The organism is Halogeometricum sp. S3BR5-2, from assembly GCF_031624635.1.
Taxonomy (GTDB): domain Archaea; phylum Halobacteriota; class Halobacteria; order Halobacteriales; family Haloferacaceae; genus Halogeometricum; species Halogeometricum luteum.
Map to the genome: position 1 here is coordinate 1 of NZ_JAMQOQ010000012.1, position 22,048 is coordinate 22,048.

The 22,048-nt window shown below is 56.6% G+C and carries 23 protein-coding genes and 1 riboswitch; of the genes, 12 read left to right on the forward strand and 11 right to left on the reverse strand.

The genetic code is table 11. From position 1 onward, the window contains the following. Window positions 1-173: 173 nt before the first annotated feature. The gene (locus NDI79_RS23245; RefSeq protein ID WP_310931012.1) at window positions 174-380 is read right to left on the reverse strand and encodes a heavy-metal-associated domain-containing protein; all 207 of its coding nucleotides are present in this window, start codon (window positions 378-380) and stop codon (window positions 174-176) included. A gap of 132 nt (window positions 381-512) precedes the next feature. Between NDI79_RS23245 and NDI79_RS23250 the strand changes: the two genes are divergently transcribed. From NDI79_RS23250 to NDI79_RS23260, 3 genes are all read left to right on the forward strand, one after another. Continuing rightward, a complete protein-coding gene (locus NDI79_RS23250; RefSeq protein WP_310931013.1) occupies window positions 513-728 on the forward strand; it encodes a DUF8129 domain-containing protein in 216 nt (71 codons plus the stop codon). 214 nt (window positions 729-942) lie between these two features. Continuing rightward, the gene (locus tag NDI79_RS23255) at window positions 943-2,613 is read left to right on the forward strand and encodes a sensor histidine kinase (protein ID WP_310931015.1); all 1,671 of its coding nucleotides are present in this window, start codon (window positions 943-945) and stop codon (window positions 2,611-2,613) included. Window positions 2,614-2,795: 182 nt separating this feature from the next. Then, the gene (locus tag NDI79_RS23260) at window positions 2,796-4,013 is read left to right on the forward strand and encodes a homing endonuclease associated repeat-containing protein (protein ID WP_310931017.1); all 1,218 of its coding nucleotides are present in this window, start codon (window positions 2,796-2,798) and stop codon (window positions 4,011-4,013) included. Window positions 4,014-4,150: 137 nt separating this feature from the next. Here NDI79_RS23260 and crcB read toward each other — a convergent pair whose 3' ends face one another. Continuing rightward, window positions 4,151-4,492, reverse strand: a complete 342-nt coding sequence (gene crcB, locus NDI79_RS23265; protein ID WP_310931019.1) for a fluoride efflux transporter CrcB — start codon at window positions 4,490-4,492, stop codon at window positions 4,151-4,153. Continuing rightward, entirely contained in the window at window positions 4,492-4,905 is a 414-nt protein-coding gene (locus NDI79_RS23740; RefSeq protein ID WP_425499668.1) for a CrcB family protein, read from the reverse strand. Before NDI79_RS23740 ends, crcB begins: the two co-directional genes overlap by 1 nt. An 8-nt stretch (window positions 4,906-4,913) precedes the next feature. After that, window positions 4,914-4,978, reverse strand: a riboswitch (Fluoride riboswitch). 183 nt (window positions 4,979-5,161) lie between these two features. Here NDI79_RS23740 and NDI79_RS23270 point away from each other — a divergent pair. The 6 genes from NDI79_RS23270 (at window position 5,162) to NDI79_RS23295 (ending at window position 10,347) form a co-directional block, all read left to right on the forward strand. Then, window positions 5,162-5,509, forward strand: a complete 348-nt coding sequence (locus NDI79_RS23270) for a DUF8013 domain-containing protein (protein WP_310931021.1) — start codon at window positions 5,162-5,164, stop codon at window positions 5,507-5,509. 87 nt (window positions 5,510-5,596) lie between these two features. Next, window positions 5,597-6,523: an ArdC-like ssDNA-binding domain-containing protein gene (locus NDI79_RS23275; protein WP_310931023.1), complete on the forward strand. Its 927-nt coding sequence runs from the start codon at window positions 5,597-5,599 to the stop codon at window positions 6,521-6,523. Window positions 6,524-6,633: 110 nt separating this feature from the next. Then, window positions 6,634-7,449 carry a hypothetical protein gene (locus NDI79_RS23280; RefSeq protein WP_310931024.1) on the forward strand — a complete coding sequence of 272 codons (816 nt, stop codon included), beginning with the start codon at window positions 6,634-6,636 and terminating at the stop codon, window positions 7,447-7,449. 143 nt (window positions 7,450-7,592) lie between these two features. Beyond that, a complete protein-coding gene (locus NDI79_RS23285) occupies window positions 7,593-8,360 on the forward strand; it encodes a CBS domain-containing protein (RefSeq protein WP_310931025.1) in 768 nt (255 codons plus the stop codon). 98 nt (window positions 8,361-8,458) lie between these two features. Beyond that, complete coding sequence (locus NDI79_RS23290; RefSeq protein ID WP_310931026.1) at window positions 8,459-9,958, forward strand: hypothetical protein; 1,500 nt, start codon at window positions 8,459-8,461, stop codon at window positions 9,956-9,958. Between the two features lie 68 nt (window positions 9,959-10,026). Next, window positions 10,027-10,347 (forward strand): DUF6788 family protein, encoded by a 321-nt coding sequence (locus tag NDI79_RS23295; RefSeq protein ID WP_310931027.1) that lies wholly within the window; start codon window positions 10,027-10,029, stop codon window positions 10,345-10,347. A 77-nt stretch (window positions 10,348-10,424) separates the two neighbouring features. Here the strand turns inward: NDI79_RS23295 and NDI79_RS23745 are convergent, their stop codons facing one another. Both NDI79_RS23745 and NDI79_RS23300 read right to left on the reverse strand, forming a co-directional pair. Then, window positions 10,425-10,586, reverse strand: a complete 162-nt coding sequence (locus NDI79_RS23745; RefSeq protein ID WP_425499669.1) for a DUF7563 family protein — start codon at window positions 10,584-10,586, stop codon at window positions 10,425-10,427. A gap of 243 nt (window positions 10,587-10,829) precedes the next feature. After that, window positions 10,830-11,240 (reverse strand): helix-turn-helix domain-containing protein, encoded by a 411-nt coding sequence (locus NDI79_RS23300; protein WP_310931028.1) that lies wholly within the window; start codon window positions 11,238-11,240, stop codon window positions 10,830-10,832. 121 nt (window positions 11,241-11,361) lie between these two features. Between NDI79_RS23300 and NDI79_RS23305 the strand changes: the two genes are divergently transcribed. Further along, the gene (locus NDI79_RS23305) at window positions 11,362-11,937 is read left to right on the forward strand and encodes a DUF8170 family protein (protein WP_310931029.1); all 576 of its coding nucleotides are present in this window, start codon (window positions 11,362-11,364) and stop codon (window positions 11,935-11,937) included. Window positions 11,938-12,547: 610 nt separating this feature from the next. Here the strand turns inward: NDI79_RS23305 and NDI79_RS23310 are convergent. The 5 genes from NDI79_RS23310 to NDI79_RS23330 form a co-directional block, all read right to left on the reverse strand. Next, window positions 12,548-13,816, reverse strand: a complete 1,269-nt coding sequence (locus NDI79_RS23310; RefSeq protein WP_310931030.1) for an orc1/cdc6 family replication initiation protein — start codon at window positions 13,814-13,816, stop codon at window positions 12,548-12,550. Between the two features lie 327 nt (window positions 13,817-14,143). Further along, window positions 14,144-16,309, reverse strand: coding sequence for a type B DNA-directed DNA polymerase (locus NDI79_RS23315; RefSeq protein ID WP_310931031.1), 2,166 nt, complete (start codon window positions 16,307-16,309; stop codon window positions 14,144-14,146). A gap of 269 nt (window positions 16,310-16,578) precedes the next feature. Next, a complete protein-coding gene (locus tag NDI79_RS23320; protein WP_310931032.1) occupies window positions 16,579-16,956 on the reverse strand; it encodes a hypothetical protein in 378 nt (125 codons plus the stop codon). A 32-nt stretch (window positions 16,957-16,988) separates the two neighbouring features. After that, window positions 16,989-17,309: a DUF8156 family protein gene (locus NDI79_RS23325; RefSeq protein WP_144800144.1), complete on the reverse strand. Its 321-nt coding sequence runs from the start codon at window positions 17,307-17,309 to the stop codon at window positions 16,989-16,991. A gap of 2 nt (window positions 17,310-17,311) precedes the next feature. Then, window positions 17,312-18,256: a hypothetical protein gene (locus NDI79_RS23330; protein ID WP_313696092.1), complete on the reverse strand. Its 945-nt coding sequence runs from the start codon at window positions 18,254-18,256 to the stop codon at window positions 17,312-17,314. Window positions 18,257-18,534: 278 nt separating this feature from the next. Between NDI79_RS23330 and NDI79_RS23335 the strand changes: the two genes are divergently transcribed. Both NDI79_RS23335 and NDI79_RS23340 read left to right on the forward strand, forming a co-directional pair. Next, entirely contained in the window at window positions 18,535-19,083 is a 549-nt protein-coding gene (locus tag NDI79_RS23335; protein ID WP_144800142.1) for a hypothetical protein, read from the forward strand. Window positions 19,084-19,152: 69 nt separating this feature from the next. Next, the gene (locus NDI79_RS23340; RefSeq protein WP_144800141.1) at window positions 19,153-20,379 is read left to right on the forward strand and encodes a hypothetical protein; all 1,227 of its coding nucleotides are present in this window, start codon (window positions 19,153-19,155) and stop codon (window positions 20,377-20,379) included. A gap of 249 nt (window positions 20,380-20,628) precedes the next feature. On the opposite strand, the gene NDI79_RS23345 is transcribed toward NDI79_RS23340, so the two are convergent. Then, window positions 20,629-22,029 carry a hypothetical protein gene (locus tag NDI79_RS23345; RefSeq protein ID WP_310931033.1) on the reverse strand — a complete coding sequence of 467 codons (1,401 nt, stop codon included), beginning with the start codon at window positions 22,027-22,029 and terminating at the stop codon, window positions 20,629-20,631. Window positions 22,030-22,048: the final 19 nt, after the last annotated feature.

Genomic DNA, 22,048 nt, shown 5'->3' on the forward strand with positions numbered 1-22,048 from the left:
GTTGTGTCGGCTTCTTTCCGTCCACGTTGTCGAGAGCGTCTTGCAATTCCTCGACGGAGATCTCGTCGAGATGATTCACTAGCTACTGCAACTATCTCTGAGTAAAAAGTTCTACCGGTTACTATAGAAGAACGCACCGACGGCGAACGTGGAGCCGGCCGAGTGACAGCCGATTAAGCCTTTACGTCGTAGCCAGCCTGTTCGATTGCCGCGTTCACGTCGTCGTCTGAGACTCCATCCTCGAGGACTACGTCGACCGTGTCAGCGTCGTGATTGGCCTCGACCCGACTCACACCGTCGAGGTTTCGCAGGGCGGTCTCCACGTTCTGTTCGCACCCGTTGCACGACATCCCGGTGACGGAAATCGTCTTTCGCTCCATACGGGCCTGTAAACACTCGCGGGGAATGACCGTTACGGTAACCGTTGTATCGGTTTCATCTCTACTAGAGGTGAGGCGTTATCGTCCGGAGAGTTGTTTGTGTCGGCCCTAAAGAGGTGGAGGCTCTTCGAGATGGGGACCACTGACGACAAAGAGAGTAACGAATTCCCTCCAGAGAAGCGTCTGGAAGCGCCGAACACACGCCTGATCAAGGCCGGTATCGCGACGATTCCGGATATGGAAACCCTCCAGGAGTGCGTTGCCTACGAGAACGCCCACCAGAATCGGACGCAGATCCTGCGCCGGCTCAAGTGGAAGGCTGAAGAGCTGCGTGAGGACGAAGATTAAGCCCTATTCTTAACCAACAAGCTCCGCGTGAGTTCTCCTATTGTTGGTTAATCGGCTGTACCAGTACTGTTGGAGCCTTATGAGTTGGACGCTAACTCTGGTGTCAACCGAGAGGAGGAATGCCTAGTGGCCGGAAGAAGCCCGGATATCCCCCTGAAAGAGGGCTGTTCCAAACCGTTATTTAATACCCCGAGAACAACCCTTTATCTGGATAATGAATCCCCTCCTTCTAGGTCACGTCATAATTTTCGCACTATCTGCGATTGCCTGCGTGGCGACTATTCCACAAGCACGGAAGATACAGCATCCGGAGACACGTGAAGGACTGATCGTCTTCCTCGGTTCCGTTGCTCTGTGGTCTGGAGGGTACATTGGCTATCTTCTCGCACCGACGCGTGCCGGGAAACTCGCTTTCTATATATTTGGCTTCATCTTTGCGTTCGTCGCCGTTGGTGCCTGGCTCTACTTTTGTGCTGCATATACCGGTCGGCCACCTCGGCACGCCCCATTCCGAAACCTCATACTCGGGACGTTCCTCTTTTTCACCGCTCTCAAAGTCACGAATCCACTCCACAATCTCTACTTTACGACGGAATGGGTCACAGAACCATTCCCGCACCTCGTGATCCATCACGAACTGCTCTACTGGATCGTCTTGGGGCTATCATATGCCGCCATCGCTGTCGGATTCTTCGTACTGATGGAGCGGTTCCATCATACTGGCAGTGACAGCCGTCCGCTCGTTGTGCTCGTTGGACTCTCAGGCCTCCCAGCTGTTGCAACGATTATTGGTGGTCAAGTCGACTGGCTGCTCCCATTAATGTATGAGCCTCCTGGCGTCGCCCTCTTCGCTGTTGGAACGCTCTTCTTCTACAGACAGCGTTTTGAGGCAATTCGATTAACCGGAGAGTCAGATAAACCCGCAATCTTCCTCGACCAAGAAACCCGGATCCAGGATTATAATCAAGCGGCTCGCAAACTATTCCCAGCCCTTGAGGATTCCTTTGGCGAACCGCTTGAGGCTGTGAATACCGCACTCGCAGATCATCTCACCAAACAAGATATCCTAGCAGTTACGCAGGATGGTGAAACACGGTATTATGACGTGTCGAGCACGCCATTCTTAGCAGGAGAGGTGACGACCGGCCAATTAGTGACGGTTACCGACGTAACTGAACGCGAGTCGTATCGACAGCGACTCGAAGAGAAAACCGAACAACTCGAGGCCCTAAATCGCGTGGTTCGGCACGACATCCGGAACGATATGACCGTGATTCTCGGATGGGCCGAGATCCTCAAAGACCATATCGATGAAGATGGGGAAGACGCTCTGGACCGAGTGTTACAGAAGTCCCAGCACGTAATTCAGTTCACAGAGGTCGCACGTGAGTTCGTTGAATCACTCTCGGAAGAAGGAACAGCTGAATTAGAAGAAATCCAGCTTCAGCCACTTCTTGACGCTGAGCTCGCTGCAGTACGTGATTCGTTCTCGAACGCGCAGTTTCACGTATCGGGTGAACTCTGCGACGTATCGGTACAGGCAAACGAGATGCTTTCTTCGGTTTTCCGGAATATCCTCGAGAATGCGGTCCGACACAACGACAAGGAGACCCCTGAGATCACCGTCTCCTGTGAAGAGAGTTCAGAGACTGTCCAGTACCGGATTGCAGATAATGGACCTGGCATCCCTGACCAACAGAAAGAACAAATCTTCGGGAAAGGGGAGAAAGGATTGGACAGTCCAGGATCGGGGATTGGTCTATATCTCGTCCATCTACTAACTGACCAATTCGGTGGTGACGTGTGGGTCGAAGACAACAACCCAACGGGGTCAGTCTTCGTCGTCGAACTGCCTATTCATAAACCGTCGAACAAGGCGTCTTAGTACTGAATTTCAGTATAACCTAGTCGTCGGCCCTCGCTTCGAAAAAGTGGAGGTAGCTGCCATCCGCCTTCCGAGAATTGCCCATCGAGCCGCGGTTCCGATCAATATCTGGAATAGAGTGAGTGCAGACATTCATATACCGAGCCGGGACCAAACTGAGTGACTCAATCCTCTCAGAAATCATGGGTAAGAAGCTGTACTCAGACGATGAACTCCTCAATCGGCTCCAGAAGTTCGCTGAGGAACTCGGTCGTCCCCCGTCGCAGAGTGAGATGGACGATTCGGGGCCCCATGCTTCGAAGACGTACGGGAATCGGTTCGGGTCGTGGAAAAACGCACTTGAGGCTGCCGGACTTCAGACCGGAACGAACGATCCAAACGGACGACCACCGACGCCCGAAGAGGACCTTCTTACTGATCTCAAATCAGTTGCCGACATCGTAGGGGGAACTCCGTCAGAGCGCGAATACGGTACTCATGGAGAGTATTCGGTGAAGACATACTGCAAGCGATTTGGAGGGTGGAATTCAGCACTACAGGCGGCCGGTTTTGAACCGAATGTCAAAATGAACCTCTCCGAGAAGGCTCTCATTACTGCCTTACAGGGGTTCGCCGAGAAACTGGGTCGACCGCCCACGACAGATGAGATGGACCGGAGTGGCCCCTACACCTCGAATTCGTACAAGCGAGCGTTTGGAACCTGGAATCGTGCTCTTCGGCAGGCCGGGTTGGAAGTTCACTCCGTGTGGAATGTGAGCGGGGACGATCTGATATCCGAACTCAACAGTCTCGCCGAAGAGCTAGGTCATGTCCCTCGGAAGGGTGAGATGCAGAGCCAAGGGAAATGGAGTGCGGCAGTCTATCAGGAGCGATTCGGTTCGTGGAATGAAGCTCTACGAGTTGCCGGTTTCGAGCCGAATAAGCGGTGGCGAATTCCACGGGAGGAGTTATTAGCCGAATTGCGGGCTGTTGCGAATGAGCTGGGCCACCCACCGGCAACGACGGAAATGAACGAACACGGGAAGTTCACCATCGATCCGTATCAGCGTGAATTCGGAACATGGCGAACGGCCCTTCAAGCGGCCGACCCGGACTATCTAGAAAACTACCGTCAGTCAGATACCGAGACAGTTCCGTTTGGCTCGAACTGGCCACAGATTCGTGAGGAAATCATCGCCCGTGATAACGAGTCCTGTCTACGCTGCGGTATGGGCCGCGAAGCTCACCGCGAGAATTTCGGACGTGATCTTCCGGTTCACCACCGGATTCCTCGACGCCGGTTCTACGACGACCCAGACCAGTCGGTCGACGATGCAGATGTCCCGAGTAACCTGTTGACTCTCTGTATCCCGTGCCATCGCCGCCTCGAGCGGTTGCCAGTCCAACCAGTGGTTGACTAACAAGCGGAGTTCTACGCTCAGTTCGAATCAAATCGCCGTCCAGCAGAGCGTCTACCTCCCGCCGGCGTGACGTAGGTGGAGTTCAATTCTCTTCCCGATCTTCCCGAACCGACTGGTGAGCGAGGGTTTCTCAGTCCTTAGGCTATGAGAAGCCACGCAGCTCCGAACGCAAGCAGAGAGACGGTCAGATTGCCGAGCGCATTTAAAAATGCAGCTCTCTGTTCGCCCTGCTCCCAGAGGCTAACGGTCTGAAAACTAAACGACGAGAATGTCGTGAACGCCCCACAGAATCCGACACTCACCAAGAGGAGGATGTCGGAATCACTCACCCCGAAGATGACTGACCCGAGGATGAAGCTCCCGAGTGCGTTGACCACGAGAGTGGCCCACGGGAACGACGTGTTGTCGATCAGCTGTCCGACCATATAACGCAGTACTGCACCGACTGCTCCGCCAATACTGATGAGCAGGACCTCCATTAGTCATCACCCGGCGTCGGTGGCTGAATAGCGGTTTTAGACGTTTTGGCTACGATTTTTCGACTGACAAGGACTCCGCCAAATCCGGATGCGTAACTGGCAATAATGTATGGAACTGCGAGTTCCGGTGCGGTCAACGCAATGTCGGCCACGAACGTGCTGTAGGTGGTAAACGAAGCAAAGAAGCCCGTTCCGAAGACATAACGCAGCCGTTTCGTGAGGATCTCATCTGCTCGAGCATCGAAGAGGAGTAACCCAAGTCCGAAGCTCCCGAGAGTGTTGACGAGGAGTGTAACCAGGAGTGCGTCACCCGCTGCTGCCCCGACAGCGTATCGAAGGTTCGCACCGACGATTCCACCAAGTGTAATCAATACGATCGCTTCCCCGTGCCGAATGAGTTGTCTCCGTAGCATCTGATGAGCCGAAAGTAGGAGTCATCAGCCGTATCGGCGGTTGGGGAAGGCGGACTCCATCGCCCGTGTTTCACTTCTATCTCCGGCGATCGGACAAATAAACGCACCGTTCTCCAGAATATTGAATGACCGCTGAAAACAGGATTTCGGCGTAAATCACCGTTGGGAGTTGACAGTAGAGGGCATCTGGTTCGACTGTTTTTCGTGCCCCGGAGAGGGCGAGGGCTCCTTCGATAGCCCTCAGAGGTGACTTCCAGTGAGTCAACAACAGAGTCCCGACAACGTCTCGATCGACGAGATCCCGGTCGATATCGACAACACGCAATCAGCGGTGATCGATCCCGCCGACGTCCCCGACGAAATCGAGTCCATCACCCGTGGGCTCGCCAGTGAGAAGCCGCCGACGAATCCGCTGGTAGTGCTGAAAGCGGCCCGGTGGTGGTACATCCACGGCAAGGGCGGCACGGATCCCGCCTTTCAGTGGGCCATCGAGTGGGCGCGTCACCTTGCGACCGACACGCCTGGCGATGTCGAGCGGTTTGACGAGTTCCTTGAGTACCTCGTCTCGGTTGGCTTTGCGGACGAACGCCACGAGCTCCGCTGACCGCCAGAGCGGTTTTTTGAACGCCCCTGAGGGGTGCGGCGCGGTCTGAGCAGACGCAGTTGCCGTGAACTTGATTCGGTGAACACAATGGCTACGACCAGTGATTCGTGGGTCTCCTTCGACCAGACCGACACGCGATCCGACGAGATGAACAGTACGATCGAACAGTGGATCGACGACCTCGTCGCCGGCGTCGACGACGCGCAGGCCAGCGCGGAGTTCCAGGAGTGGCTTGACGTCCAGAGTCGCTTCCACGACTACTCGTATCGGAACACGCTCCTCATCAAGCGGCAGTGTCCCGAGGCCAGCCGGGTGGCGGGCTACCGGACGTGGCAGGAGGAGTTCGACCGCCACGTCACAGAGGGCGAGTCAGCCATCTGGATCTGGGCGCCGATCATCACCAAGCAGTGCCCGGAATGCGAGAACTCGCCGAGCTACCACGAGGAAAGCGACTGTGAGTACGATGAGACGCCGCCCGAGGAGTGGTCCGAGGGCCTGGTCGGGTTCAAGCCTGCGCCGGTGTTCGACGTCTCCCAGACCGAAGGCGAGCCGCTTCCCGACTTCGACACGGAAGCGACCGGGGACGCCGGCGACCTCGTCGAACAGTTGACTGTCGCCGCTGACGACCTCGGCGTGACGGTGCGGATCGTTCCAGCCGAGGAGTGGACCCACGGCGAGGCGAAGGGCATCTGCGAGCAGCTGAGCCTCGTCGACGTCCAGCCGCTCGTCGAGGTGCGTGATCGGGAGAACGAGGCCGACCTCGCGCGGACGCTAATTCACGAGTACGCCCACGCTCTGCTCCACTTCGACATCGACGACGACACCGAGCGAGCGAAACGCGAAGTCGAGGCCGAGGCCGTCGCGTACGTCGTCGGGCGGTACTGTGGACTGGATACTAGCGGGTCGGCGTTCTACCTCGCTGCGTGGGAGTCGGACGATTCCGAGGTCGTTCGCGACCGACTCGGGCGGATCAGTCGGACGGCAGAGGAACTCATCGACGTTCTCGAAGGCTGAGCAGCTGACTTCGCGGGTTTAACCAACAGATTCGTCGGTCACTCACTTTGTTGGTTAAGTTTTTCAGCGCCCGCCGAAGGGCGGAGGCGCATCTCACCCTCCGTCAAACCATGACTGATCGATATCTCACGGCAGTTCTCGAGGAAGCCGAGCGCGTCGCAGAGCAGCACAATCAAGTCGCGCAATCGGCGGACAACCAGGCCCACGAGTACCTCCGATACGCTGTCCTCCGACTCCTCGAAGGCGAGACCGGAGAACGACCTCACGCCTTGCAACTCGACGGGGTAACCGTCGGATACGGGAGCGACGAAGCGATGTTCGACAGCTGGAGTGACGCCGTCGAGTGGTGGGACCATATTCCGCCGCAAGAAGGGTGCACTCGGTTCCGCATTTTCTATCCTGCCGAGTACGAGACGGTTCCTCGAACCATCGTCGACGCGATGGGAGCACTCGGCGCATGGCGCGTCTGGTCCGGTGACGCTGCCGCCTGCGGGTCCTATGACCACCGAGACCGTCGCGAAGTCCACTACCTGTGGCGAGAGGGGCATCCGATCGAAGCCCGGCTGGTTGACCGGCTGCAGAGCCCTGACGCCGCTACGCCTGACGGGGGCCAGACAGGAGATATGCGTGATCGGATGGTCGTCGCAGAGTCTTCTTCTCAAAGCGACGATCTCGATCCCCGAACGAGGCGAGCCGTCACCGAGGAAATGTCGATTTCGTTGCTCGAAAAAGGCGGTCGGTATGAGGTGCGATCCGGGTCGGGAAACCGATACGAAGTCGACGTCGTCAGTGAGTCGTGTTCCTGTCCCGACTGGCAGCAGCGAGCACCCGATGGAGGATGCAAGCATCTGCGGAGAGTCGATCTCGAGATCAAGCGCGGCAGTGTTCCACGGCCCGACGGGCGACTCCCAAAGACATCGATTTGAGGCCTTTTCGCCGAGGGACCGTTTTTTCGGAGCATATCGTCTACCTCGGAACGTCGTCTACTCCCGTCGCTGCAATCCACTTGTTCGGTTCGTTCTCCAGGATGTCCCCAATGTAGAAGGACACGTACGACATTAGTCGAGCTATGGAATTCTTCACGGCGGCCGACGTTCTCAGCCACAGAACGGCCGCGACACCAGATGAGCCCGTAACTGTCGATCTGGATGACTCGATTCAGAATGCCTTGACGCTCATGCTGGAACACGATTTTGACCAGCTCCCAGTGGTGAGCGATGATGGTGTTGAGGGTACAGTCACGTACAAATCGGTCGCAAAATACGTGAAGTCAATGGACGATCCGCGGGTCGAGGAGACCTCCGTCAAAATCGCCCTGAATACGAATCCCGAGTTCGTGGACCGAGACCACGATATTTTCGAGTTGTTCGATACGCTTGCCGAGGATGACTATGTCCTGATTGGCGACCAAGATGGCCTGGACGGGATCCTGACCCGCTACGATATCCTCTATTTCCTCGAACATCAGGTCGAACCGTTCCTCCAGATTGGCGAGATCGAGGAAAGTCTCCGCCACCTGTTCCGTGCATCCTTTGATGACCTAGACCAGGCTATCGACGAGACGTTCGCCGATCGCGCTGAGCATGACGAGAGCTATGAGACGCCTGATTGCCCCGAAGACTTCTCGTTCGATGACTATCGGATGTTCATAATGCGAAACCTCGATCACCTGCCACCACGCCTCTCACAGGAACGCGATATGGTCGAAAGCCTGCTTGAAGATATTCGCGAGACGCGGAACGCGCTTCTCCATTTCCGGGCCGAAGCCGATGAGGTTGATCGGGACCAGCTAGATATGGCCCATGGGTACTTCACTGGCATTGCAAGTACCGTGTAGGGCACCACCAAGTCCACCGAACTTCACCGGTACTCTCAATCACTGACAGAGATTAAATATCGAGTCTACAATGGGCAATTGTAGAGGTAGCTCTCGTTATGGATTGGCCGTATTTAACGCAGACGTCCGGACCTTCGCCCGATGCGAGCGAAAACCAGTATTTCACGATCGAGGGCAACGTCCGGAACCACTATGTGGACTTCCCGAACCATCTCGTCGACGCGTTCTTCTCGAAGGTACTGCACGAAGTGCCCGAAGCCTATCCGAATGATCCCGAGAACCAGTACAAGACGGCGCTCGAAGTCACAGAGCGATATAATGAGGCACTTGATGAGATGGGGCTGGACTTCCTCCAGCTCCGAATTGTTGACCGGTCCTCATCACGCCCCCAGCCGTACTATGGGCTCCAAATCCATGGACTGGATAGCTCCAAGTTCGATGCCTTTCTCGACTCGTTCGCAGAGACAGACGAAGCGACGCTAGAGGAGAAATACCACTATCTCCACGGCTCAAAATACCCGGTCTCGGAAGTGGCCAGCAAATCGCAATCGGATTCAATTGCGTCGAGAAAGCAGGTGCAGGAGGCTGTCAAAGCGCGAGTTGAATCGGAGAAGGACTCGATCACAAAGACGACGGAGACGTTGCTCTCCAAGATCGACGAATGGCGTGACGAACTCCAAACGTACTGGCGGCGGACGACGTGGCAACGGTTCAATACCTTCCCCGCAGTGCATCTCTACCTGCTGGAGATGGAAAGCATCATCACCAATATCGATGTGCTTGCAGACCGCGGTTCGATCCCGCCGTGCTACCGAGAACTACGGAAGCTCTTGGAGAATTTGAGCTGGTCGGTGTTCGACGATCTCCTGTTCATCAACGCAGAGTACGCTACCATCTACGATGACTCCTCAGTACCGGCGCATACCCCGCCACGTCCATTCTTGTCCGCTAATCAGCAATGGTATGACTGGGTTAGAGGTCGACAGACTCCGAGTTTTGAGACACAGCGCAGTCAGCTCCGGGACCGTCTCTACGACCACAGTACCCGGTCACGACTCAGCTACGACGACAAGTACGGCATCACCAAGGGTACCATCACCGAAGTGCTCAAGACGAACCTCTCCTACCCGCTCTACATCGCGCTGGCAGGACTCGAAGTAGAGACCACCGAGTCGGTCGAATCGTTCGTGACTCCTGTCAACCCTGCCCATCTCAAGCCTGGCGTTCGCCGCACGATACAGAATGTCGTCCGATCACTGAAAGAGGGGCGACGGCTTGGCCAGCTTGACGAGGAGTTCATCGATACTCTCACCGACGAACTACTTGACATCAAAGCCAACTACCTCGTACCGCCGTTCCCATCCAACAATCACGTCATCGGTTACTTGGATTCGCTCTGGCACCACGAGCTTCCCTCCCGCCTCGATGACTTCTACGGCGAGTACAGCTTTTTCATTCACTCATATCCGTCTTCGTGGCAGATCCACCCTCACTCTTCCATCCTCGAGTTCAAGATTCTCGCTCACGAGATTGATCGATTCAGCCACGCGGTTTCTACCCTCATCGAACAGTATCTCACAACGTACCATCGGAATTGAGGGAGGCCGGTGATTAACCAACAATCTATGGCTCTGGCGAGTTGTGTTGGTTAATACGAAGGGTCCCAATGTCCTACGAGCCACCGACGCCGCCGGCAGACCTTCCGGCGGACATCGTCGACACCCTCAACGAATACTCCTCAGACCAACTCCGCCACGTATCACGCTATGCGGAAGCGTTGGCCGAGTACAAAGAGCGAACGGACCGTCTCGAGTCGGACAACGACGACGAGGACGAAGAGCGCCCACCCGATCTCCCGGACGACGTCCTTACCAAGGCAACGATCACGATCAAGGAAATCAACGATAACCGCTACTACTACTGGCAGTGGCGAGAGGGCGAAACGGTAACCTCCAAATACAAAGGTCCAGTCAAGCCGGGCGACTGAACCGATCGGGGCCACCCGCCCGATAGCAATGTGTTCGCTCACTAAGACGAAATCAAATCAGGGAATCACACCCTACGTTACGCAGAGCGCCGGTTTGACCGCGCAGAGCGGACGTCGGCACCGTCGCGGAGTTTGTCCGGACAGTACGGACACACCCGTGGCGTATCGACATTATCCGGGGTAAACACACGAGCATACTGTGCAGTAACGAAGGACCCGCAGTTCTGGCATTCGGGCATACTACGGACGCTATACTATACTGATATAGGCTTTCTGACCGAACGGGCCGTCTGAGCAACGAAGCACTCGTGAACTAGGACAGCACCAGTGATGCCCTGCTGCACAATACCCGACTGCGTCCGAAATGACGGAATGAGAGACTTCCGTCTGTATCCATGAGCCTCAGAAGGCGGCGATCGACTCCGTTCGCAGTAGCGGGACAGACCACAGCCGTGGCGACGGGACGAAGTGAAGAAGGAGTGTCAGCGCTCGGGTCGCGGGGCAGTCTCGTACCGTTTGATGTCGTCGGTCTTCTCGACCCGGTCGTAGATTTCTCGAAGCGTGTCTTGTGCGCGGAGGAGCTTGTGGTCCTCGAGGAACTGCCGGCCGCTCTCACTGATCCCGTAGAACTTGTACGGGAGGTCGTTCTGCCGGCGGTCCTCGGGCAAGAGCACCTCCTCGACGACGCCGGCGTCGACGAGCTGCTGGAGGTGCTGGCGAATCGTCGTCTGGCTCTTGCTCGGGTTGACGTAGTCGAGTTCCTTCAGCGTCGGTAGTTCCGACGGATGCCCGAGGATGTCCTGGAGGAGCGCGAACCGCGTCTCCTGGGTGACGACGTTGAGTCGCTCCCGTACGGAATCGAGATCGCTTGGCGGCTGATCGGAGGTACTCATTACTTCGTTGTTCGGGTGGTGCGTGCAAAAGCGTTTCGCCCTAATACGAATCGAGTAGGAGCGAATCGGTCTATGATGAGGTCGCCACATTAAAGCACGCTATCCGAGTATGCACGGGTAGATGAGTGAGGATCCAGTCACTGTTGATGAACTCGCTGCGAAGGCCGAGGAGTATCTTCACGAGACCTCACTCACGCCGGCGGAGTACGAAGCGCTGAAACAGAGTGTTGCGGAGCTCACGCCGATCTTCTCGGCTGAGCATTCGTACTTTGTCCTCGGCAGCTATGGTCAACCCGAGATTCGCCGTCTCCAACTCGTGAAAGATCGCCTCAATCGGCGGGCCGGCGCGTATGCATTTTTGATGGTCGACATCAGAAGTGAGTGGACGAATACCTATCTCAAGTTCCGTCTGCTCGCTGATTATACGGATACGATCGTCGGTGTCGCCGAACACGCCCAGGGAGGATTTCTGGTCGAACAGGGGTATTTCACGGCCCTGGAGGAATATTTCGCGAAAACGCACGTATTCAAGCGCGAATACGAACCACTCGACCTGGAGGACGTTGAGACCGGAGTGACGAGTGAGAATCCGTATAGTGGTATGCAGACGGCGATTTTTGAGATGTTGGACGATGGCGGTCGGTTATGCCGGTGGACTACTGAAGACGAGCTCGTCGAGTGTGTTGCCACCCTCTGAGCGGACACCTGTGACCTGACGTTCGCTGGCGAAGTCGGCTGGTATTCGATAGCCCAGTACCCGATTGGCGATGGCTGCAGAATGTCGTGGACGAAAGGGGTCCCCCCGGAGTGTGAATGGGACCCGTCAGTCCGACACCCCTCGGTGTGAATGGGCAGCCACCCTCCTCAACACGGCGTTCCATTTCGTCATTGGAAGACGAGGCAAAGCGGTGCCAGCGAAACGGTTTGGCGGATATCCCACCCCCACACCCCTCAGTGTGAATGGTCCCACCACGTGGGGCACCACGATTAAGCTGCTCCTAATAGCGGAACCCGACCAGCGCGGACGCCCCTCCGCCTCCGCGCTGGCGCGTCGGCTTCGGCACAAGTGCCTTGCCTTTAAACAGGATACTACTCGGAGGACTGTTTAGACTCGTGTGTATTAAAATTATCTATTACTGCGGTGCGACACACTAGCCAACCACTGCAAACAGCCAATTTTACCGTATTACCCGCTCTACGGGTTGTTTCAACCTCACGAGACTGCTAACGGCTCTCCAACGACACCAGCGTCATCTAAACAGCTGCCATCCCCTATGCCATACCATTCACACCGAGGGGTGGGGGTGTCACCATCCCATCAACGTCTGGAGCTCCGGTGTCGAATTGATCAGCCCAGTTCGAGTGCTCTCGACGTCACCCTGGAGTGAGTACGATCTGAACTTTCCTTGATCGCCGCCTTCCTTCTTCTTGGATTCGAGAACGCCAGTCGTCACGTGTTTGTTCAGGAGTTCAAGTGCGCGATTGTACCCCTTCGGCTCCACTTCAACATCTCTTGCGACTGTTTGGTACACCTCGTGGATCTCGGACGTACGGAACCACTCCTTCTCCGGGTTGTTCCGATCAAGTCGTGTGAGTGCAAAGAGGAGTAACTTCCCGGACAACGGCGTCCCTTTCACCATTTCCATAAAGAGTTCGACCTCGACGAGTTCGTCGGCCTCGTGGACGTGCTCAGCGGTCACGATGTCGTCTCCTTCCTCGTCGGCAATTTCACCCGCATTGCGGAACAATCGAACTGCGCGTCGAGCGTCTCCGTGTTCTTCAGCTGCGAGTTCGGCTGTTGTTGGTATCACTTCGTCATCGAGGACTCCGTCGTAAAACGCGTCGCGGCGATTCTCGAGGATCGCGATAAGCTGATCTTCTTCGTACGGCGTGAACGTTCGGTGTTCCGGTTGGAGTGTGGATTGCACCCGGGACTCGATTTCGCCTTTGAATTCGATGTCGTTTGAAATCCCGATCGTGAGGACTGGGAAATCCACGTCGTCTTTCGATTGTGTCCGTGAAAGCGTGTAGAGTACTTCGTTGACCTCGCCGTGCTTGTCGATTTCGTCGATAATGACGACGAGCCCACCCGAGAATTCCCGCTGAACGACGGGCCACAACTTCTGATCCCGGTAGTGTTCTGCTGAAAGGCCCTGATAGGGAACTTCAAGCGGGTTTTCCGCTTTGGCGTTCACCTGTTCTGCAATCTTTCGGAAGGTGGAGGTATACGTAGAAATCGGGTCCGGGTTAATGTAGGCTGTAACGATGGGCGAATCCGTCCCGTCCGTTGCTGCTTCGAGGCGCTCACAGACGTGCCTTGCAACTAGTGTCTTCCCTGTCCCGGTTTCACCCCACTCTAGAACGTTGTCCGGAACGCTGTTCGTCCGCATTTTCCGGAGATTCTTCGCCAAGAACGTGATGTGGTCGTCACGGCCGACGATCCGGTTGGCGTCTGGTACGTTATCGATTTCGAGCAGCCACGGTTTTTCAAAAATATTCGATTCGTCTTCTTCGTTGTCCTCGTCGACATTCAAGATCTCGTCGACGGTCGTTTGCGTGGATTCGTTGTTTGGCATAGCCGGACCAATTCATCCCATTCACATATAGGTTGTCCACCCACGGTGTGATTGATTTCAAATCCCATTCACACTGAGGGGGGTGTAACTGATCCAGGGTACTCCCCCCTCAGTGTGAATGGATTCGGCTTAGAGAAAGAGATTCACAATATGAATACATATCACTCCACCATTCACACTCCGGGGGGTGTCGACGTTGTCGCCCACTTGTGGTTTTTTCTCACCGAAGACGATCTCCGTCCATTGACCCATGTATCTCATGGGTCCATCTATCGATAAAACCGAAATATGGTGGTAAAGAGCCGCTATCGGCATCTCAGAACAAGGTCATCCATTCCAGGTCATTGTAAAATCGGTCAACTCTACCTCTCGTGTCTCGGCGAGACTCCGTCGAATATCCGTCTGATCCCAACCCAAGGGCGAGAGGACGCTTTCGACAGCGCGGACGAGTTGTGTCTCGTAATACGATGGATCGTATGTTTCGACCTCTTCGTGGGCGAGTACGACGCGTTCCCGTGAGGATTTCTCGTCATCAACCACGACGTACTCAATATCTTGCCCGGGATGGACAGCGAGGTCCTGGTCGCGAGCCCGTTTCAGCGCTGCGACGTTCTGTGTGTTCTGGGTATAGCCGTCGAGTGGTTTGGAGACACGATTCCGTTCGACGAGTCGCTCCACCGCTACCTCACCGGCATGGAGTTTCGAGACTGCACGGTCGAGACAGCTGAGGACTGCCTCTGGTGACTGCGTCGTATCGAGGCGATCGAGGCATTCTCGCTGGACGTCCTCAATAAATGGTGGCGTCGACCGCTGGCGGGCTTCGATGCCTCTGATCTTGAACTCGTCCTCATCGACGACCTTTCCGAAATACTTCGTTAGTGCGCCGGCGTCGCTCTCGCGTTGTGGGACGAACGCCACCCAGTCATAGTGCGATTCATACTCGAGGCGGATGTCGACTGCTTCGGTGATCTCGGTCGCGAGGGCCTCGAGGGACTCGCGGTCCTCGTCGTCGACGTCGGGGTTTGGGGTCACCCAGATGGAGTCGACGATGCCGTGGACGACACGCCAGCCGCCGGCTTCGAGGCGTTGCTTCGCCGTCAACAAAATCTCGCGCGCGAACGCATTGATTGCCTCGTGGCACTCGATGCGCCCGTATTTGGCGTTGTTAAAGCCTTGGTACCCAAAGCAGGCGACGAGGATCCACTTCAGCGCCCCCGACCGCCCTTCGAGTTCGTCGAGGCGCTCCTCATCAGGCTCGTCACGCTCTTGTTCGCGACGGATGGCGGCTTTGATCTCGTCGCGCGCATCGATGATCGGCTGGAGGACGTCGACGAGGTAGCCCCGGTCGTCACAGATCGAGTACCCGAGTCCGGGGACGTCCTCGCGGTCGCGATGGCACTCGCAGCGAATCACGTCCGGCGAGACGTTGTGCGTGCAGATGATGTTCGGATACAACGAGGAGAAATCGAGTTCGTGGACATCCTCGTGGAGTCCGACCTCAGGTGCGAAGATGAACCCACCACGATCGGCATCGTGGAGCACCCCTGTTGATTTGAATTTCTCGTGGCGCCAGGAGTGCCACGGGACGAGGACGCCGCGTTCGTGGGCTTCACAGATCTGGATGGCTGTGAGGATGTTGCCGATCGACGCCCAGGCTGCCTCCTGTATCGGCTTGCGCGACCGCGAGACCAGGTCGAGGACGCCGTCGATGTTGGTCTCGCCAAAGAAGAACGTGTTCGATCGGTCGATGATTGCTCTTCCGGGCACGTTGTAGCGCGCCGGCGAGTGCCCGACGCGGCCGTAGCTCGCGTAGGTCGAGCGGCTCGCGAGCTGCTGGAAATCGCCCTCTGGGGTCCGGCTCAACGAGAAATTGTCGGCGCCATTGCTGGCAGCCATCTCGTACAGGGTCGGGACGATCTCGCTCGTCGAGCAGACGAGGACGTCCGGATCGTGGTCGTCAAGCGCAGCTTGGACTGTCGTCAGGATATCTGCTGGCGGGCCCGTGACCGTCTCGCCGCCGACGGCAAGTTCGGTATACGCATCGCCTGTTGTCTCTGTGAGTGGGACGTCGAGTCGCAGCGTCGAGAGATCGCTCGTTGGCGTCGGATCTACATCGTTCTCGAGACAGTACCGAAACTCCCGCGAGAGATCGACATTGAAGCAGGCGAGATCCCCCACAGGGTACTCGGACAGCTGGCGTGCCTGTCGAGCCAGCGAGGTGATCCGATCGATGTGGACAACGTCGACGGCGAGGACGTCCTCGTCGTCGCGACGGAAGCCTGGCCGCCGGGCGACGATATCGGTCGCGACGACGTCCGGGTGCCGTTCGTACACGCTGCGGAGTCTCGTGAGGTCGATCTCGTCATCTGGTGCGCGGGATGCGACGTAGAAGCGCGGCGAGTAGTCTTCGCGTTCGGTCGCGACGGCGCCGTCAGCCGTCGTCTCCCATTCGAGGACACGGCCATCATCAAGGAAATCGAATGTGAATGGCATTTTCTATCTATCGTCCTCCAGCATAGGCACGCCAACGTACGCTCACCCGATAATCGGCAGTGTGTTGCTTCCGGAGTTCAGGGAATCTGTGTGACACGGCTGCGAAGGGCGTGGAACGCGAATTTGGGGCTTTCCATCCATTTTCCACAAACACTTCCGGGGCGCTGATCCCCTTCTCCGTCCATCTTAACCAACAAAACCCACGCTTGCTACGGGATGTTGGTTAAGTCTACTAATTACGGTACTGAGGCGCTGTATTCGATACAAATTCATTCGAGAACCTCGAGATCCTCGAGTCCCAGGGCATGGAGAGTATAGTGACCGGGACTATCTTCGATCAGCTGTTTGAATGTCAGCCGAAGTGTGTTCTCCTGCTCCATCCGATGTGCAGTTTTCAACACGATGCGATCAGGCGGCACGATCTCGTCAGGTGCATCGAGACGCACTGTCCGATGAAATTCGATATGTCGGACCTCATCTCCCTTCCGGGGGTCCTTTCTCTCTTCGTGTACGCTTCCGACGGAGGTCTCCCACGGATTCTGAAACGTCACACCGCCAGCCTCAACCGGACCGTCTCCGGTAAGGTGGATTCGAATTCGATCACCTGATTCCAAGTCGTTGATTCTCTGAAAACGATCCGTTGCCATACGAACGGTCTAGTACCCCGTACTAAAAACCATCAGTACAATCCGTCCTCCGTTGTACCTGCCTCGGAGTGTTGTTGCCGATCGTCCGCCTCGTTGAGTGCGTTTTCGAGTTCAGCGAGGCGGTCTTCGTGTTCATCGAGTCGGGCTTCCTGTTCGAGATCGATGCTGATCAGCGCCGGCAACAGCGGGTTTTGGTGGTTCAACAGGCCACTCGCGTCGGCGTGCTCGCGAGCGTACTCGAACAGCTGGTCGAAGCGCGGTTGGTCGCGACGACGGAGCGCCCGACGGAAATCCGTCCATCGCTCCTCGATAGTTCGCAGCGCATCCCGATACGTCGGATTGGTGCGCCCCATTACTATCGCCCTCCAGCACTCGTCCAGGCATCGAGTAGTGGGTTCGCAGTGAGTGATGCGGTCGTTCCGTTGGCCGTCATCCCCGTTCCGACGCCGTCGGAGGTCGTGGTCGGGGTGGAGGGCGAGGCCGGTTCCAGCCCGACCTGTTCGGCACGTGCGCCGAGTACCTGACGCCAGTAGGTAAACGTCGTCTGGTAGTATGCCCCATCGTCGACGGGATAGACGAGCGTCTCGAACTCCTCACCCGTGAACCGTGGCCCCATCCGGGTCTGCTCGCACTCGAGACGGCGATCAGCGGCTGTCGCGACCGGCGCCGCGAACTCGTCCGCTTTGCTGCGAGTAACGAGCACCGGCACCTCGTACCCATCCGCGTAGGTCGCCAGTCGAGCGAGCGTTCGCGCTTGGAGTGTCCCGGCGTGGGCGTCTCCGAGCGTGTCGTCAGTGCGGTACTGCGCATCGACTGCCGGGGCGACGATGAGCGACGGGGTGTGCGAGGACGCGTCCTCGTTGCGAGCCGTCGACTGTCGACTGCTCGTCCCGGTGTCTGCGGTAGATCTCCGGATAGATTGGTTCACCGCCGTCGGGAGATCGCAGACGGTGCCGTAGTGCTGGTAGGCGGTGAACCCGCGCGCGACGTGGATCCGGTTGAGCAACCGCTGGCTGGGGGCGATTTGGGCGAGCGTGGTCGTCGTCGCGTGGCCGTTCGCGTCGACCCAGAAGGCGGGCCCGTCGTGCAAAAGGAGATGGTCGAGCACGAGCGATTGCAAGATTGGGACGCCGCGGCCTCCCTCGACGTCGAGCAGCGTGATGCCGTCCTCAAGTGACGGCAACAGCATCTTCTCCGTGGTTGGGTCGGCTTGATCGGCAAGGGTTCGATTGCGGTTAGCGTCCCGGGTCGGTTGATCCACCGCTAATTGGTTTGATATCGATGTAGAGTGCTTGGGCATACTCGACTAGATGGCCATATTCCCGATAAGCTGCGGCGTGTCGCTTCCGCGTTTCCGGGAAGGTTTGGGACAAATTTAGAACCGGCTCCGTCACCGGATTTCTACTATGTTTCGTCTGTTTCTGGGAATGTTTCCAGAACGGTCTTTCAACCCTCAAGTAGTGATCGACCTTTGGCTGTACTGAATACACAGCGCGCATCTCGAATATTGATGGATGAGATCAACATGTTCCGGTAATTCGACACATCTAACCATACTGGTATGTAATCAGTTATCAAATGGAAATTTCGGTCGACGAAATCGTAACCGCGGCGGCCGCAATCCTCATCGCCTCCCTACTCCAGCCACTTCTCCCAAAGACCATTACTGATATCGACCCTCTCACTTTCCTGAACAACCCGTATCTCCGGGTCGTGCTGATCGCCATAATTGCGTTCGCTCTGCTCTGGTGGCTCCTGTCCTGGGCCCGGAACACGTTCGGTAACAGTGGTAGTAGTGGCCGGTCCGCCGCATTCGTCGCCACGGCTCGAGGGAAGCCTCGGCGCGATGTCTCCGAGTGGGAGGTCGATAAGTTCGGCGTGAAATGGCGAGTGCTGCACGGCCGCCAGCGCAGTCTTGGTGACGCCTACGCGTATGCTGACTCACCGGTCTGTCCGGAGTGCGGTACCGATCTGATGACAGACACGAAATCGCGGCGATTCCGGGATGACAAGCCGATCTGGAAGTGTCCCGGCTGCGGGTTCACGCAGGGGCGGCCATCACGGTTCTTGTATGAGGAGTCGGATGCGGTAGAGCGCGAGGTCGAACGGGAAGCCCGTAGTTCGTGATCCTGTGATACAACCGGTCTACTAGTTGATCCGGTATTTTATGACAGATCACGGCCCAACTACGTGGTAATGAGACGGCGACAATCAGTTGACCATCTCTTCTCCGACCAATCAATCCACGAGTACAGGCGGGAGCAAGAGACAGCGCTGAAGGACGAAATCAAGGGACTGTCCAACGACGAGCTGCAGGACAGCACCGACCTCCTGACCCTGATATTCACGTCAAGATACATACCGTCCCCGATCCAGCTCAACGACTACGATTTGGAACAGGTCGGCGAGGTCGAGAAAGAGGTCCCGCGTGGCCAAGGCCTGCCCGGCCTCAATCAGCGCGGTCGGCCTACTAAAACGTACCAGCGGATCCGTGTGAAGCTGCCGTTCGACGGCGACAGCGACCTCCTGCAGATCAATCCTAGCTCCTCAAAGCTGAACAAACCGCGCTACAATGAATTGAACCGGAACGAGGTCGTCTACCACGTTGACTACACAATCGGGAATAAGGATGCGGAACAGGTCCAAGCCGAAATTCAGTCAGAGGTTGACGAATGGGTGGATAAGGTGGCGTGGTTCGTGGAACAGCTTGAGGATGATATCGCGGAGATGGAGGAGCAGCTGCGGCGAACCGCCCGCCGCTCGATTGAGGAACGGCGGGAGATCGTTGATACAAACCATGCGGTGATGGCCGAACTGGGTGTCGACACCGGTGACACCGCGGAACCTGGATATGTAGTGCCGGAGAAAAAGCGAGAGATTGAGCTACCGTCACCGGCTGCGGACAGTGATGACGAGGTGCTCCAGGACCGGACCTTTATCGAGGTCTTGGATCTGCTTGACGACTTAGGACGTGATCTGGAACGATCCGCCACGCCGGTCCGGGGTCTGGATGAGGAGTCGCTACGGGATATTTTCCTGATGGGGATTAATTCGCATTACTCCGGGTTCGCGACCGGAGAAACGTTCAACCGCGGTGGGAAGACGGATATCCTGCTCCGGTATGATAACGAGAACCTGTTCATCGCGGAGTGCAAATTCTGGGATGGACCATCTGTGTATACGGACGCGGTTGACCAGCTCCTAAACAACCTGACTGTCCGGGATTCACACGCTGCACTCTTGATCTTCTCACGGCGCCAGGACTTCGGGACGGTTGAAGACCGGATACGGGAGGCGACGATGGCGCACGACCGGTACGTTTCTGAGGTGCCGGAGATTGCAGATCACGGCGTATATCGACTGGAGTCGGAGAGTGGGTATCCGGTCCGTGTCGCGGTGAAAGCATTCGATGTCCGGGAATAGGCATAGTACGGCTGAGCCACTGGAGCACGAGCAATCGGGCCTCGGCGAGTTCAGTGCCTGATTGGTGGCGGCGTCACGGTCGCTGCATCGGCGACGTAGCTACCGAATCGACGAGCGAGTACTCTCGATCCCGGATGGTACCTTCTGCCGTGAGGCGGTCTTCGAGATGCTTACGCTCGGTCTTATCCGAGTGTGCCTTCCGCTGAGAGAGCATACGTACTATGCGAGGATGACCCGTCTGTTATCGGGCTAGCACCCATCCTGTTCATCTGATTCCGTGTCCGATGGCCATGTTGGGCCCTCTGGGCGGGGGATCTCATCTACCAAATCCTTCTCGAACTGCGAAGCTCTCCAGGCTATCACGTTCTCCTTCCGCTGGACGTACTTTTCGTCGGTATCCAGCCACCGGGCAATCTCCTCGTACCTGTGACCAGCACAGAGCAGCACCATCAACGCGAAATCGAAGCGATCGAGATTGCTCTCGTTTGCATCAGCATCAATCCGGTCGAGGAACGCCTTTGAGGCATCACCGACGAACTCCATCAGTATCTCATACCGCTCTTCGTCATCAAATCCATCAAATGTGAATCCCTCCGTGATGTTGTTCCTAGGGTCACTCTCTTCGGTATCCCAGCGAATTTCTTCGAGGGTTGCTCTTTCACAGTCGTGAAGTCTCGATAGGCGCTCTGGATTCTCCTGTTCCCAGGTTGTGATTGTGTCGGCTACTGCTTCAGATTGAGCGTGTTCGATATAGGGCTCACACCCTCGCTTCGCGATGACTGACTCGATGTTCTTTCCCGAGATCGTCAGTAGGACGGACGCACATCGATCAGTCTGTTCGAGGATCTGTGCGACTTCACGACGCGATTCGAGTTCGTCAAGGCCTGCACGTTTCTGCGCGTCGTGGACGAGGTTGTTTCTGCGTTCTTTGACCTCGACAAGCGATCCGTGGTCACCTCCGGTCAGTATTTGGATATCACAGAGTTTCTCTAATCGCTTCGCGTGCCCCATACTCCGAACGTGCTCGGTGATGCTGTCGAGACGAGCTTCCTCGCGAAAGAGTTCGTTGAGGACCGTTTCTGTCGTCAGCTCTTCGATGAGTGCCGAGGCGAGGAGGAGATACGAAAAGAATGACCGCTCAACGTCGCTGTCGATCTCGTCGGTGGACCGGAGTTTTTCAGCGATTTCAGCACGCTGTTCGAGATAATACTCGAGGACGTTGTCTGCGTGCCCGACGAGAGAGTTTTGGCGTTCTACGTAGGCAACTTGGAGGAGTAATTCCTTCTCGAAAGGGGTGCTCTCACTCAGCTTCTGGCACTTCTGGAGCGAACTTGTGGGGAGATGGCGAGTCAAATAATCGATGTCGTCGTAGACGAGCGGCGTATTCGTCGGGCAATTGTCTACGATTGACTGAAAGTCGTCGTTGTCAGCGAGCTCGCTGAGTGCAGCACGTATCTCGTCGACACTAAGTTCCCGAACATCTTCTGACGCCTCTGAGTCTTCACCGACCGGAACAACGCGGTACGACGCATCTCCAACGATGACGACCGGCCCTTCCAGATCGAGAACCTGATATTCCCCGATAGGGCTCAGAGAGACTGTCTCTGCGTCTATTTCGAACGATAAATCGAGATTAGTATCGTCGCCCACGCGTCAAAAACTGCAAAGG

What these genes read in the sequence shown, in the direction of transcription:
- NDI79_RS23245 (WP_310931012.1), bottom strand. Translation starts at nt 380, where the DNA reads ATGGAGCGAAAGACGATTTCCGTCACCGGGATGTCGTGCAACGGGTGC.
- NDI79_RS23250 (WP_310931013.1), top strand. Translation starts at nt 513, where the DNA reads ATGGGGACCACTGACGACAAAGAGAGTAACGAATTCCCTCCAGAGAAG.
- NDI79_RS23255 (WP_310931015.1), top strand. Translation starts at nt 943, where the DNA reads ATGAATCCCCTCCTTCTAGGTCACGTCATAATTTTCGCACTATCTGCG.
- NDI79_RS23260 (WP_310931017.1), top strand. Translation starts at nt 2,796, where the DNA reads ATGGGTAAGAAGCTGTACTCAGACGATGAACTCCTCAATCGGCTCCAG.
- crcB (WP_310931019.1), bottom strand. Translation starts at nt 4,492, where the DNA reads ATGGAGGTCCTGCTCATCAGTATTGGCGGAGCAGTCGGTGCAGTACTG.
- NDI79_RS23740 (WP_425499668.1), bottom strand. Translation starts at nt 4,905, where the DNA reads ATGCTACGGAGACAACTCATTCGGCACGGGGAAGCGATCGTATTGATT.
- NDI79_RS23275 (WP_310931023.1), top strand. Translation starts at nt 5,597, where the DNA reads ATGGCTACGACCAGTGATTCGTGGGTCTCCTTCGACCAGACCGACACG.
- NDI79_RS23280 (WP_310931024.1), top strand. Translation starts at nt 6,634, where the DNA reads ATGACTGATCGATATCTCACGGCAGTTCTCGAGGAAGCCGAGCGCGTC.
- NDI79_RS23285 (WP_310931025.1), top strand. Translation starts at nt 7,593, where the DNA reads ATGGAATTCTTCACGGCGGCCGACGTTCTCAGCCACAGAACGGCCGCG.
- NDI79_RS23290 (WP_310931026.1), top strand. Translation starts at nt 8,459, where the DNA reads ATGGATTGGCCGTATTTAACGCAGACGTCCGGACCTTCGCCCGATGCG.
- NDI79_RS23295 (WP_310931027.1), top strand. Translation starts at nt 10,027, where the DNA reads ATGTCCTACGAGCCACCGACGCCGCCGGCAGACCTTCCGGCGGACATC.
- NDI79_RS23745 (WP_425499669.1), bottom strand. Translation starts at nt 10,586, where the DNA reads ATGCCCGAATGCCAGAACTGCGGGTCCTTCGTTACTGCACAGTATGCT.
- NDI79_RS23300 (WP_310931028.1), bottom strand. Translation starts at nt 11,240, where the DNA reads ATGAGTACCTCCGATCAGCCGCCAAGCGATCTCGATTCCGTACGGGAG.
- NDI79_RS23305 (WP_310931029.1), top strand. Translation starts at nt 11,362, where the DNA reads ATGAGTGAGGATCCAGTCACTGTTGATGAACTCGCTGCGAAGGCCGAG.
- NDI79_RS23310 (WP_310931030.1), bottom strand. Translation starts at nt 13,816, where the DNA reads ATGCCAAACAACGAATCCACGCAAACGACCGTCGACGAGATCTTGAAT.
- NDI79_RS23315 (WP_310931031.1), bottom strand. Translation starts at nt 16,309, where the DNA reads ATGCCATTCACATTCGATTTCCTTGATGATGGCCGTGTCCTCGAATGG.
- NDI79_RS23320 (WP_310931032.1), bottom strand. Translation starts at nt 16,956, where the DNA reads ATGGCAACGGATCGTTTTCAGAGAATCAACGACTTGGAATCAGGTGAT.
- NDI79_RS23325 (WP_144800144.1), bottom strand. Translation starts at nt 17,309, where the DNA reads ATGGGGCGCACCAATCCGACGTATCGGGATGCGCTGCGAACTATCGAG.
- NDI79_RS23330 (WP_313696092.1), bottom strand. Translation starts at nt 18,256, where the DNA reads ATGCCCAAGCACTCTACATCGATATCAAACCAATTAGCGGTGGATCAA.
- NDI79_RS23335 (WP_144800142.1), top strand. Translation starts at nt 18,535, where the DNA reads ATGGAAATTTCGGTCGACGAAATCGTAACCGCGGCGGCCGCAATCCTC.
- NDI79_RS23340 (WP_144800141.1), top strand. Translation starts at nt 19,153, where the DNA reads ATGAGACGGCGACAATCAGTTGACCATCTCTTCTCCGACCAATCAATC.